At 50.6% G+C, this 13271-nt stretch carries 11 protein-coding genes and 2 tRNA genes; 10 read left to right on the top strand and 3 right to left on the bottom strand.

What is annotated here, in order from left to right; translation table 11 throughout:
- Positions 1-22 precede the first annotated feature (22 nt).
- On the bottom strand, positions 23-1489 hold the full coding sequence (gene dcuC, locus LG384_RS20155) for a C4-dicarboxylate transporter DcuC (RefSeq protein ID WP_225761416.1): 1467 nt from the start codon (positions 1487-1489) through the stop codon (positions 23-25).
- Between the two features lie 10 nt (positions 1490-1499).
- A complete protein-coding gene (iadA, locus tag LG384_RS20160; RefSeq protein ID WP_048220489.1) occupies positions 1500-2633 on the bottom strand; it encodes a beta-aspartyl-peptidase in 1134 nt (377 codons plus the stop codon).
- A 151-nt stretch (positions 2634-2784) separates the two neighbouring features.
- On the opposite strand from iadA, the gene LG384_RS20165 reads away from it, so the two are divergent.
- The 3 genes from LG384_RS20165 (at position 2785) to LG384_RS20175 (ending at position 4276) form a co-directional block, all read left to right on the top strand.
- The gene (locus LG384_RS20165) at positions 2785-3678 is read left to right on the top strand and encodes a LysR family transcriptional regulator (protein WP_045448029.1); all 894 of its coding nucleotides are present in this window, start codon (positions 2785-2787) and stop codon (positions 3676-3678) included.
- A 169-nt stretch (positions 3679-3847) separates the two neighbouring features.
- Positions 3848-4180, top strand: coding sequence for a preprotein translocase subunit SecG (secG, locus tag LG384_RS20170; protein ID WP_003025000.1), 333 nt, complete (start codon positions 3848-3850; stop codon positions 4178-4180).
- 9 nt (positions 4181-4189) lie between these two features.
- Positions 4190-4276 (top strand) — tRNA-Leu (locus tag LG384_RS20175).
- A gap of 177 nt (positions 4277-4453) precedes the next feature.
- Here the strand turns inward: LG384_RS20175 and argG are convergent.
- Positions 4454-5797 carry an argininosuccinate synthase gene (gene argG, locus LG384_RS20180; protein WP_003024998.1) on the bottom strand — a complete coding sequence of 448 codons (1344 nt, stop codon included), beginning with the start codon at positions 5795-5797 and terminating at the stop codon, positions 4454-4456.
- Between the two features lie 345 nt (positions 5798-6142).
- On the opposite strand from argG, the gene LG384_RS20185 reads away from it, so the two are divergent.
- The 7 genes from LG384_RS20185 to rpsO all read left to right on the top strand — a co-directional run bounded on the left by LG384_RS20185 (position 6143) and on the right by rpsO (position 13153).
- Positions 6143-6219: transfer RNA gene (locus LG384_RS20185), tRNA-Met, on the top strand.
- A 207-nt stretch (positions 6220-6426) separates the two neighbouring features.
- A complete protein-coding gene (rimP, locus tag LG384_RS20190) occupies positions 6427-6879 on the top strand; it encodes a ribosome maturation factor RimP (RefSeq protein WP_045449801.1) in 453 nt (150 codons plus the stop codon).
- A 28-nt stretch (positions 6880-6907) separates the two neighbouring features.
- Positions 6908-8395, top strand: a complete 1488-nt coding sequence (gene nusA / locus LG384_RS20195; protein ID WP_045448026.1) for a transcription termination factor NusA — start codon at positions 6908-6910, stop codon at positions 8393-8395.
- 24 nt (positions 8396-8419) lie between these two features.
- Positions 8420-11110 (top strand): translation initiation factor IF-2, encoded by a 2691-nt coding sequence (gene infB / locus LG384_RS20200; protein ID WP_045448023.1) that lies wholly within the window; start codon positions 8420-8422, stop codon positions 11108-11110.
- 152 nt (positions 11111-11262) lie between these two features.
- Positions 11263-11667 (top strand): 30S ribosome-binding factor RbfA, encoded by a 405-nt coding sequence (gene rbfA / locus LG384_RS20205; RefSeq protein WP_013364561.1) that lies wholly within the window; start codon positions 11263-11265, stop codon positions 11665-11667.
- Positions 11667-12611, top strand: a complete 945-nt coding sequence (gene truB / locus LG384_RS20210) for a tRNA pseudouridine(55) synthase TruB (RefSeq protein WP_045448017.1) — start codon at positions 11667-11669, stop codon at positions 12609-12611. The genes rbfA and truB overlap by 1 nt, the downstream gene beginning before the upstream one ends.
- 272 nt (positions 12612-12883) lie before the next feature.
- Positions 12884-13153: a 30S ribosomal protein S15 gene (gene rpsO, locus LG384_RS20215; RefSeq protein WP_000059465.1), complete on the top strand. Its 270-nt coding sequence runs from the start codon at positions 12884-12886 to the stop codon at positions 13151-13153.
- The last annotated feature ends 118 nt before the right edge of the window (positions 13154-13271 follow it).

Below are 13271 nucleotides of genomic sequence, written 5' to 3' on the forward strand. Positions count from 1 at the left end.
AGGACAGGACTCCGGCTTTTTTTTACTGTGCTGAAAGTGATTGCTTACGTCGATGTTGCCAGAAATAGCCGCCGGCCATCATGAGTACAAGAGCAGCCAACCACGGCAGAACCGCCAGCAAATGCCCTGAACGTGCAAATGTCAGCACAATCATTAACAACCATCCTCCCAGCATCGGAATTGCGGTTCGTTTAACAATATCCACCGGTGATACGCCAGCGATCCCCGCAATGGCAATGATAACGCCGGCAATCGGCGATAACGTTCGACCAATGCCCGCCGATATCTGAATAGGCAGCATCATCACCGCAATGTCGCTACCAATATGGCGACTGATATCAGGCACCATCGGTGCGAAAGAGAAAAACGCCGCGTTTCCGGAACCCATTAGTGCCGAAATTGCGAAGGTGATCAGTGTCATCAGCAAGATAATCGAAGCGGCACTGAGACCAAATTCACCGGAGAGTGACAGGAGCGCATCGACTGCGCCAATTGCTTTCAGCCCGGCAGAAAAAACTTCACCAGCGATAATCAGCGTGACGACGGTGGCAAAAACGCTGCCCATGCTGTCGAAAACTTTTTGCACGCCTGCCATTACATCACGCGCTTTTCGGTGGCGGCAATACTCGCAAATCAACGTAATGGCCAGGCTTATCAGTACGGCTGTATCCAGGGTGATTTTTAGTGAACTGAACAGCAGGTCGCTACATAACAACATCAATACCAGCGGTAGCATTGGCAGGAACAACCATGCTATCGGTGCGTTGGTTTCTTCGGTTGATGTTAATGTTTGCATCTGCTGAGTCACATGGTCCCCACTTTCCCGGCGATCGAAAAAACGCTGAACAACGATATGGAGCAGGGCGATGAAGAGAATAACGGGTACGACGATGGGAAGCTGGTCCTGGACAAAATAGTTCACGACCTCGATACCCGCAGTTTTAGCCGCCAGCACAGAGTTGCCTGAACCGGGCCCAAACTCAACCGCGCAAGTACTGGCGATCACGGCTGCTACCGCGGCACGGCTACAACCCAGACGAGTCAGTAATGGGTAAAGCGTTGCCATCAGTAGTAATCCCAGGCCCGTGGCGCTGCTGATAAACAGCGACAGGAATTGCCCCAGCAATAATGCAAGCCCAAGCAGCAGATAAGGGGAGTTCAGACGCTGTAAAGGCCGGGAAGTGACACGAACCAGTACCTGGCTTGCACCAATTGCCGACATATAGGTGGCAAAGCCGCCAATCAGCATAATTTGCAGTCCGAGACCGCCGAGGCGAACGCTCAGGGTATCGCGTATAAACTCAAAGGCATCAAAGGGGCCAAACCCGGTGCTTTTTTTCACCAGACTACTGAGCGTGGTCAGCCCGCTAAAATGTGCGATGAGCAGCAGCACAATCCCGGTCAACAGTAGCACCGATTGTGGGTGATACTTTTTCAGGATCAGGCGTCCGGAAAAAATAATGGCGACTAGCGCCAGCAATAATGACATTTTCACATCCTCACTCAAAATTGCCGTTAACCAGGCATTCACCATCACGCAGTAACGGCTTGCCAGCGGCAAACAGATGCGCCAGTGAGAGATCGTTATTGAGTACGCAAATATCGGCCCGTTCTCCAGCGCAAAGCATGCCGCCGGAAATCCCCAACGATCGTGCGACGTTCGCCGTCATCATCGCGACCGCCTGAGATACTGGAATACCGACATCGATCAGGCGAGGAAGCAAATTGAGGTTACCGGCTACCGGGGCTGCACTTAATCCTTCAACAATTCCTTGAGCGTTAAAGCGTGGCACACTGCCGTTGCCGTCAGAGCTAATGGTAATGCGATCGGCTGGAACCTGAGCTTCCAGTGCGTGGAGAATAGCTTCTTCCTGAGGCATAAATCGACTACCGCCAGACGTCACGTCAATATGGCCACCGCGACGCGCGAAATTGGTAGCCTGTTCGAACAACGCCTCTGTTCTTGCAACATGGGTTGGCGAAATATGGTGGATCGGGATCCCTGCATCACAAAGCTCCACAAGTTGCGACATTCCTTCCGGCAGGTTGCCGAGGTGGACATGCAGTAACCCTTTTTTACCTGCCAGCAGTGAGGCGACCCGGATATCGCTGACTATTCTCAACAACTCCTGGAAAGAGGGATATGAGCCACGGTGATCGGCAAGAGCGATTTTCACACCGAGAATTGCCGGGATAAATGCCATATCATCGCGAATGGATTGCGTAATCGTCGGGCTGGGTACCGCATAGGCTCCGGTATGCATAAACGCACGTAGTCCCTCCAGGTTAAGAGACTGCATTTTTGCGTAGAGATCTTTGGGGGAACGAGAGATAGCATCGGTGCCAAGCACACCGACGACCGTTGTAATACCGGCCAGAATCAGATCGCGCAATTTGACGGCAGGTGTTCGGCTGGCAAACCCTGCTTCACCACCACCGCCGGTAAGATGGACGTGCTGATCGATAATACCTGGGATAACCCACTTACCCCGGCAATCGATGACGTCTTTGACGCCATCAAAGAGTGAAATATCTTTTTCTACTGCCACAATACGATCGGCATGTATGAGCAGGGAGCAGAGGCCTAAATCTTCAGGGGAAAATACACGGGCATTGGTCAGTAAAGTAAACATATCAGTCCTGTCAAACGTCAAGGGGAAGGAGACTCGGCAGGTGAAACAGAATATTGTTGTTATGATGTCCACATTAAAGCCATTACTATAACTGTGACTATTTCCGATTTGTTATCGGTGGATACTGTTATGGCATGACGGAGAGTTTGACGTGGATTGTAAGTGGTTAGAAGATTTTCTGGCTTTAAGTCAGCATGGGAATTACTCCCAGGCCGCTACACAGCGGCATATCACTCAACCAGCACTAAGCCGGCGTATTAAGGCGCTGGAGGAGGTGCTGGGTGTCCCGCTGTTCGATCGCACCACGACTCCCGTTACGTTGACCTCCTATGGCGAGCGTTTTGAACCTTATGCCCGGCATGTTCTGAGTACATTGACGGAAGCGCGCCATGAGCTGTCCGCAATGATGCCAGCAACAGATAACACGCTGGTAATGGTCAGTTTGCATACGTTGTCGGTGAATATCCTGCCTGACATGATCAACTATCTGCGACAAAGCGAACCACAATTAAATTTTACGGTAAATGCCTGCATTCAGGGGATTGATAACCACTTTAATGCTTTGATAAACCGCCAAATTGATCTACTGGTAACCTATGATTTGCCCTCGTCGCAGCCGGGGCTGGAGATTGCCGGAGGGTTAAAACGAGCCTTGTGGCGGTATGAGCGTTTTATCCCGGTAATTTCTGCACAGCTGGCGGACAGTCTTGATGATCCAGGCGTACAGATCCCTTGGCTATGCTACAGCGACTACACCTTTGTCAGGCGTATTATTGACCCGTTAGAACAGTGTGTGCGACCACGGTTGAAAAAGGTGTTTGAGAGTGGTTTAAGCGAAACGATACGAGAAATGGTGCTGCGCCATATGGGGATGGCATGGTTACCGGAATCGATGGTGGCTGAGGAGTTGGTGAATCAGGATATTATCCACTGTTGGCCAGAGAATTCAGAGCTGATAAGTGAAATCCCGGTTGTTGTCTGGGCTAATCTTGAGGATCAGCGGTCAGTTATGCAGAGATGCTGGGATAAGTTGCTGCGTTTTTGATTGATATGGCGATTTTTTCCGCAGTTGATACAATGTAAACAAATTGCCCTTGCGAAGGTTATTCGCTTTGGTTAGTATTCACACCCGCTTCAGTGGGAAACAGTATAACGGTCCCGCTTTATTGGTCGAAGCATTGGTACGCGGCAACTCCGCAAGGAACAGGTTGATTATGCACGAAGCTCTTTTAGTAGTTTTCCTTATTGTGGCAATTGGCCTGGTTGGCTTGATCATGCTGCAGCAAGGTAAAGGCGCTGATATGGGAGCCTCTTTTGGCGCAGGCGCTTCTGGTACACTGTTTGGTTCAAGTGGTTCTGGTAACTTCATGACCCGAATGACAGCTGTATTGGGAACCTTGTTCTTCATCATCAGTCTGGTGCTGGGTAACATGAACAGCAATAAGACCAATAAAGGAAGTGAGTGGGAAAATCTGAGTGCACCGGCGAAAACCGAGCAAACTCAGCCAGCTGCTCCGGCTCAGCCGACCAGCGATATCCCACGCTAAGATTTCAGTGCCGAGGTGGTGGAATTGGTAGACACGCTACCTTGAGGTGGTAGTGCCCAATAGGGCTTACGGGTTCAAGTCCCGTCCTCGGTACCAAATTCCAAAGAAAATGGACGCTAATTAGCGTCCATTTTTGCATTTGAAGTTTGTGTAAACACAGGTTTCCTCTCTAAAGAAGGGCGGTGAAGTCTTTATCCAGCCTGCATGATACTCACTTTAAATTCAGCGCATAAAAAAGCCGCTTGCGCGGCTTTTGTCATTTTTGTAACGCGATTACTTCGCTTTGTTTTCCAGATTCTCTACCTGTGGCAGGCCAGTTGTGGAAGATGCAGTCAGCAAACCAGACTGGGCGTAGCCGAACAGTTTCTCGCGGGTATCGGTGATGTCCAGGTTACGCATGGTCAGTTGTCCAATACGATCGTCCGGTGAGAACACTGAATCACCTTTTTCCATGGTCAGACGTTCTGGTTTGTAGGTCAGATTGTCGGATACAGTATTGAGAATCGAATAATCGTTACCGCGACGCAGCTCCAGCGTCACTTCGCCGGTGATCTGGCTTGCTACCCAACGTTGTAAACCATCACGAAGCATCAGCGCCTGAGAGTCGAACCAGCGGCCCTGATACAGCAGACGGCCAAGCTGGCGACCGTGAGCGTGGTATTGTTCAATGGTATCTTCGTTATGAATACCAGTCAGCAGACGCTCGTAAGCGATATGCAGAAGCGCCATTCCCGGGGCTTCATAGATGCCACGGCTTTTTGCCTCGATAATACGGTTTTCAATTTGATCGCTCATGCCCAAACCGTGACGGCCACCGATGCGGTTGGCTTCCAGCATCATCTCTACGTCATCGCTGAAGGTTTTGCCGTTCAGTGCAACCGGATGCCCCTGCTCAAAACGGACAGTCACTTCTTCAGCCGGGATCTTCACACTTTCATCCCAGAACTTGACGCCCATAATTGGGTTGACGATTTTGACGCTGGAGTTCAGGAATTCCAGATCTTTCGCTTCGTGGGTCGCGCCGAGCATATTAGAGTCAGTGGAATAGGCTTTTTCGACAGACATTTTGTAGTCGAAACCACAGGCGATCATAAATTCGGACATCTCATGGCGACCGCCGAGTTCGTCGATGAAATCGGTATCCAGCCACGGTTTGTAGATCTGCAGTTCCGCGTTGGTCAACAACCCGTAACGATAGAAACGCTCAATGTCGTTTCCTTTATAGGTGCTGCCGTCGCCCCAGATATTCACACCATCTTCTTTCATGGCGGCTACCAGCATAGTACCGGTCACGGCACGACCCAGTGGAGTGGTGTTGAAGTAGGTCAGTCCACCCGTGGTGTTGTGGAATGCACCACACTGAATTGCGGCGATCCCCTCAGCAACCAACTGCTTACGGCAATCTACCAGGCGAGCATTCTCAGCACCATACTCCATTGCACGGCGAGGAATGGCGTCATAGTCATCCTCATCCGGCTGGCCCAAATTCGCAGTATATGCATATGGGACAGCCCCTTTTTGTCGCATCCACAGCAGTGCTGCACTGGTGTCCAGGCCGCCAGAAAAAGCGATACCAATACGTTGACCTACCGGGAGATGCTTGAGAATCGTCGTCATAAAATAAAACCCTGCTTGATAGACTGGTGAAGAGGTCGGTTTTTTATGTTTATTGCATTTTTATGCAAAATAAGTGAGTTTTCATTTAATCATCTTTTAAGGATGACAGGAAGAGTTTAGTGATAATTTCGTTAAATAACGGCGTAGACGGCGATTTTATTGCTACTGCTTTTTGTTTATTATGCATCTGTCAGCATTCATCCATTTGCATAGTTGTATCAAGGTTGACATAACGTATAAAGAATCAATATACTGTGCGCAGATTTTACGTCCCGTCCTCGGTACCAAATCCCAGCAGTATTTGCATTTTTTACCCAAAACGAGTAAAATTTGCCACGTTTCAGGCGCGGGGTGGAGCAGCCTGGTAGCTCGTCGGGCTCATAACCCGAAGGTCGTCGGTTCAAATCCGGCCCCCGCAACCACTTTCCCTTAGAGTTCTTTTTCAAATATACTGTGAAGACTTAAGCCTTCGTAGCTGGATTTGAAAAAAATTCTTTCGGAAGGTTCTCCGAACCGCAGGTGCGGTTATAGGGTTCAGTTATCTAAAGCCCCGATTTATCGGGGTTTTTTGTTATCTGACTACAGAATAACTGGGCTTTAGGCCCTTTTTTTATGTCTTGGGGGTGGGCTTGTCCACATTAGAGCAAAAATTAACAGAGATGATTAAAGCGCCAGTTGAAGCCTTGGGGTACGAGCTGGTCGGCATCGAATTTATTCGCGGTCGCACATCCACACTGCGCATCTATATTGATAGTGAAGATGGCATCAATGTTGATGATTGTGCTGATGTGAGCCACCAGGTAAGTGCTGTGATGGATGTCGAAGATCCGATCACTGTAGCTTATAACCTGGAAGTCTCCTCACCGGGTCTCGACCGTCCTATGTTCACGGCTGAACACTACGTGCGTTTCCTGGGTGAAGAAGTCACGCTGGTTCTTCGTATGGCGGTGCAAAACCGTCGTAAATGGCAGGGCGTTATCAAAGCGGTGGATGGTGAAATGATCACTGTCACAGTCGAAGGTAAAGATGAAGTGTTCGCGCTGAGTAATATCCAGAAGGCGAACCTGGTTCCCCACTTTTAACAGTCTGGATTGAGGTGAAAAGCCCGCGATGAACAAAGAAATTTTGGCTGTTGTTGAAGCCGTATCCAACGAAAAAGCGCTGCCACGCGAGAAAATTTTTGAAGCGCTGGAAAGTGCGCTGGCTACAGCAACAAAGAAAAAATATGAACAAGAGATCGACGTTCGCGTAGAGATCGATCGTAAAAGCGGTGACTTCGATACCTTCCGCCGTTGGGTAATTGTGGAAGAAGTCACTCAGCCAACCAAAGAAATTACGCTGGAAGCTGCACGTTACGAAGACGAAAGTCTGAACGTGGGTGAATATGTTGAAGATCAGATTGAATCTGTAACCTTTGACCGTATCACTACCCAGACCGCGAAACAGGTTATCGTGCAGAAAGTACGTGAAGCTGAACGTGCGATGGTTGTTGATCAATTCCGTGAACACGAAGGCGAAATCGTCACCGGTGTGGTGAAGAAAGTAAACCGCGACAACATCTCTCTGGACCTCGGCAGTAACGCTGAAGCTGTGATCCTGCGTGAAGACATGCTGCCGCGTGAAAACTTCCGCCCGGGAGACCGTATTCGTGGCGTTCTGTATTCTGTTCGCCCGGAGGCGCGCGGTGCGCAACTGTTTGTTACGCGTTCCAAGCCGGAAATGCTGATTGAACTGTTCCGCATTGAAGTGCCAGAAATTGGCGAAGAAGTGATCGAAATTAAAGCGGCAGCTCGCGATCCGGGTTCTCGTGCGAAAATCGCGGTGAAAACCAACGATAAGCGCATTGATCCGGTTGGTGCTTGTGTGGGTATGCGCGGTGCGCGTGTTCAGGCGGTTTCTACTGAACTGGGTGGCGAGCGTATCGATATCGTCCTGTGGGATGATAACCCGGCACAGTTCGTGATCAACGCAATGGCGCCAGCAGACGTCGCTTCTATCGTGGTGGATGAAGATAAACACACCATGGATATCGCGGTTGAAGCCGGTAACCTGGCTCAGGCGATTGGACGTAATGGTCAGAACGTCCGCCTGGCTTCACAACTGAGCGGTTGGGAACTCAACGTCATGACCGTTGATGACCTGCAGGCTAAGCATCAGGCTGAAGCGCATGCAGCCATTGATACCTTCACCAAGTATCTCGATATCGATGAAGATTTCGCGACGGTTCTGGTGGAAGAAGGTTTTGCTACGCTGGAAGAGTTGGCCTATGTGCCAATGAAAGAACTGCTGGAAATTGACGGCCTTGATGAGCAGACCGTTGAAGCGCTGCGCGAGCGTGCTAAAAACGCACTGACCACTCTGGCACTGGCCCAGGAAGAAAGCCTCGGTGATAACAAACCGGCTGACGATCTGCTGAATCTGGAAGGATTAGATCGCGAAATGGCATTCAAACTGGCTGCCCGTGGTGTTTGTACGCTGGAAGATCTCGCTGAACAGGGCATTGATGATCTGGCTGATATCGAAGGGTTGACCGACGAAAAAGCCGGTGAGCTGATTATGGCTGCCCGTAATATTTGCTGGTTCGGCGACGAAGCGTAATAAACTGTAGCAGGAAGGAACAGTATGACAGATGTAACCGTAAAAACGCTGGCTGCAGAGATTCAGACCTCCGTGGATCGCCTGGTTCAGCAATTTGCTGATGCTGGTATCCCGAAGTCTGCTGATGATTCTGTGTCCGCACAAGAGAAACAAACCTTACTGGCGCACCTGAACCGTGAAAATGGATCGGCGCCGGATAAGTTAACATTGCAGCGTAAAACGCGCAGTACTCTCAATATTCCTGGTACCGGTGGAAAAAGTAAATCGGTACAAATCGAAGTCCGCAAGACACGCACCTTTGTGAAACGCGATCCGCAAGAGGCTGAACGCCTTGCCGCGGAAGAGCAGGCGCAGCGTGAAGCGGAAGAGCAAGCCCGTCGTGAGGCAGAAGAAGCTGCCAAACGCGAGGCGCAACAAAAAGCCGAACGTGAGGCCGCAGAACAAGCTAAACGTGAAGCCGCTGATAAAGCGAAACGTGAAGCTGCGGAAAAAGACAAAGTGAGCAATCAACAGACCGACGATATGACTAAAACCGCCCAGGCCGAAAAAGCCCGCCGTGAAAATGAAGCCGCTGAACTGAAGCGTAAAGCGGAAGAAGAAGCGCGCCGTAAGCTTGAAGAAGAAGCGCGTCGTGTGGCTGAAGAAGCCCGTCGTATGGCGGAAGAGAATGCCGGTGTTTGGGCAGAGCAAGAGAAAGTGGAAGAAGATAAGAGTGATTATCACGTCACCACTTCTCAGCATGCTCGCCAGGCAGAAGACGAGAACGATCGTGAAGTAGAAGGCGGCCGTGGCCGTACTCGCAGCACGAAAGCAGCGCGTCCGGCGAAAAAAGGCAACAAACACGCTGAATCTAAAGCTGACCGTGAAGAAGCTCGTGCAGCAGTTCGCGGCGGTAAAGGTGGTAAACAGCGTAAAGGTTCTTCTCTGCAGCAGGGCTTCCAGAAGCCGGCTCAGGCTGTTAACCGTGACGTTGTGATTGGCGAAACCATCACTGTTGGCGATCTGGCGAACAAGATGGCGGTTAAAGGCTCTCAGGTTATCAAAGCGATGATGAAGCTGGGCGCAATGGCCACTATTAACCAGGTTATTGACCAGGAAACCGCGCAACTGGTTGCCGAAGAGATGGGCCACAAAGTTATCCTGCGTCGTGAAAACGAGCTGGAAGAAGCGGTAATGAGCGACCGTGATACAGGTGCTGCAGCTGAAGCTCGCGCACCGGTAGTGACTATCATGGGCCACGTTGACCACGGTAAAACCTCTCTGCTGGACTACATTCGTTCAACGAAAGTGGCCTCAGGCGAAGCGGGCGGCATTACTCAGCATATCGGTGCGTACCACGTTGAAACTGACAACGGTATGATCACCTTCCTGGATACCCCGGGTCACGCCGCGTTTACTTCTATGCGTGCTCGTGGTGCTCAGGCAACGGATATCGTTGTACTGGTTGTCGCTGCAGACGACGGCGTGATGCCGCAGACCATCGAAGCTATCCAGCACGCGAAAGCGGCGCAGGTGCCGGTTGTGGTAGCGGTCAACAAAATCGATAAGCCAGAAGCGGATCCAGATCGCGTTAAAAATGAACTGTCCCAGTACGGTATCATGCCGGAAGAGTGGGGCGGCGAAAGCCAGTTCGTACACGTATCTGCGAAAGCGGGTACCGGTATCGACGAGCTGCTGGATGCAATCCTGCTGCAGGCCGAAGTTCTGGAACTGAAAGCTGTTCGTAAAGGTATGGCGAGCGGTGCGGTTATCGAATCCTTCCTGGATAAAGGTCGTGGTCCGGTAGCAACGGTTCTGGTTCGTGAAGGTACGCTGAACAAAGGCGATATCGTTCTGTGTGGTTTCGAGTATGGCCGCGTTCGTGCAATGCGTAACGAACTGGGTCAGGAAGTACTGGAAGCAGGTCCATCCATTCCGGTGGAAATTCTGGGTCTGTCCGGTGTTCCGGCTGCCGGTGACGAAGTTACCGTCGTACGTGACGAGAAGAAAGCGCGTGAAGTTGCACTGTATCGTCAGGGCAAATTCCGTGAAGTTAAACTGGCTCGTCAGCAGAAATCTAAACTCGAGAACATGTTCGCTAACATGACCGAAGGCGAAGTTCACGAAGTGAACATCGTACTGAAAGCAGACGTTCAGGGTTCTGTAGAAGCGATCTCCGACTCTTTACTGAAACTGTCTACCGACGAAGTAAAAGTGAAGATCATCGGTTCTGGGGTTGGTGGTATCACCGAAACCGACGCAACTCTGGCTGCTGCATCCAACGCGATTCTGGTTGGCTTCAACGTACGTGCTGATGCCTCTGCACGTAAAGTGATTGAATCTGAAAGTCTGGATCTGCGTTACTACTCCGTCATCTATCACCTGATCGACGAAGTGAAAGCAGCGATGAGCGGTATGCTGTCTCCGGAACTGAAGCAGCAGATCATCGGTCTGGCTGAAGTCCGTGATGTGTTCAAATCACCGAAATTCGGCGCTATCGCAGGCTGTATGGTTACCGAAGGTGTGGTTAAACGTCACAACCCAATCCGCGTCCTGCGCGACAACGTGGTTATCTATGAAGGCGAGCTGGAATCCCTGCGTCGCTTCAAAGATGATGTCAACGAAGTCCGTAACGGTATGGAATGTGGTATCGGCGTTAAGAACTACAACGACGTACGTACCGGCGATATGATCGAAGTATTCGAAATCATCGAAATCAAACGTACCATCGCATAATCTTCGTCGTCTTTTGGGCTGTTGATGTGTTGTGACAGCCCAATCCATAGAAGCTTATTTGCGGTAGGCCGGGTAAGCGAAGCGCCACCCGGCAATGAAATTTAAAAAGGGGCTAATGGCCCCTTTTTTGTCTTTATTCTGGAGAATTTATTATGGCGAAAGAATTTGGTCGCCCGCAGCGCGTGGCCCAGGAGATGCAAAAAGAGATCGCAATCATCCTGCAGCGCGAAATTAAAGATCCGCGTCTGGGTATGATGACAACTGTTTCAGGTGTCGAAATGTCCCGTGACCTGGCGTATGCCAAAGTATTTGTCACCTTCCTGAACGACAAAGATGAAGCGGCTGTTAAAGCCGGAATCAAAGCGTTGCAAGAAGCCTCCGGTTTTATCCGCTCGCTGCTGGGTAAAGCCATGCGCCTGCGTATCGTGCCTGAGCTGACTTTCTTTTACGACAACTCACTGGTCGAAGGGATGCGCATGTCTAACCTGGTGACCAGCGTGGTGAAACATGACGATGAACGTCGTGTGAATCCTGCGGACGACAGCAAGGAGGACTGATGAGTCGTCCTCGTCGTCGTGGTCGCGACATTCATGGTGTTCTATTGCTGGATAAGCCACAGGGCATGTCCAGCAATGACGTACTGCAAAAAGTAAAACGCATCTACAATGCCAACCGTGCCGGTCACACTGGTGCGCTGGATCCGCTGGCTACAGGCATGTTGCCTATCTGCCTCGGGGAAGCGACAAAGTTTTCGCAGTACCTGCTGGATTCTGACAAACGCTATCGTGTGGTTGCCCGTTTGGGACAGCGCACAGACACTTCCGATGCTGATGGGCAAATCGTGCAGGAGCGTCCGGTGACGTTTACCCCGGAACAGCTTGCGAATGCGCTGGACACTTTTCGCGGCGATATCGAACAAATACCTTCGATGTATTCGGCGCTGAAGTATCAGGGTAAAAAACTGTACGAATATGCACGTCAAGGCATTGAAGTACCGCGTGAAGCACGTCCGATTACTGTTTATGAGCTGCTATTTATTCGTCATGAAGGTAACGATCTGGAGCTGGAAGTGCATTGCTCCAAAGGAACTTACATTCGAACTATTATTGACGATCTGGGCGAAAAACTGGGATGCGGCGCGCATGTTACGTATCTGCGCCGTCTGACGGTCAGCAAATATCCGGTAGATCGTATGGTCACGCTGGAGCATTTACGCAGTCTGGTTGAACAAGCCGAACAGCAGAACATTCCGCCTGCGCAGTTGCTTGATCCGCTGCTGATGCCAATGGACAGCCCGGCGTCTGACTATCCTGTTGTTAATCTTCCTTTAACGTCATCGGTTTACTTTAAAAATGGTAATCCTGTGCGTACGACGGGCGTGCCTCTGGAAGGACTGGTTCGCGTGACGGAAGGTGACGAAGGCAAATTTATCGGCATGGGGGAGATAGACGATGAAGGTCGTGTCGCCCCTCGTCGACTGGTGGTCGAGTATCCTGCGTAGCGCTCTCTGTCTTGCGATAAAAGGGCGCTGCGAGTAGAATACTGCCGCTTAACGTCGCGCAAATTATTTAACAGTTTGCGCGGCGTGTACACAAATCATTCGAGCTGCATCAAGGCGGCAAGTCTGAGAATCCTCAGGGGCTTACTTAAGTAAGTGACTGAGGTGAGCGGACGCAGCCAACGCAGAGTCAGTTTGAAGGATGAAGTGTATACACTGGGATCGCTGAATTAGAGATCGGCGTCCTTTCATTCTTAACACTTTGGAGTTTTAAAATGTCTCTAAGTACTGAAGCTACAGCTAAAATCGTTTCTGAGTTTGGTCGTGATGCAAACGACACCGGTTCTACCGATGTTCAGGTTGCTCTGTTGACTGCACAGATTAACCACCTGCAGGGCCACTTTGCAGAGCACAAAAAAGATCACCACAGCCGTCGTGGTCTGCTGCGCATGGTTTCTCAGCGTCGTAAACTGCTCGACTACCTGAAACGTAAAGATGTTGCACGCTACACCGCGCTGATCGAGCGTCTGGGCCTGCGTCGCTAATTCTTTCGAGTTTCAGAAAGAGGGGGCCTTCATGGCCCCTTTTTTCCAGCAGATGGCAGCAATTCGCTGGAAACTAATGTATTGTTGCTAAGTATGATCTTCCGTTGCAGAGGTTCGC

It is taken from the genome of Citrobacter sp. Marseille-Q3906 (genome assembly GCF_916618775.1).
In the GTDB taxonomy this organism is placed as follows: domain Bacteria; phylum Pseudomonadota; class Gammaproteobacteria; order Enterobacterales; family Enterobacteriaceae; genus Citrobacter; species Citrobacter murliniae.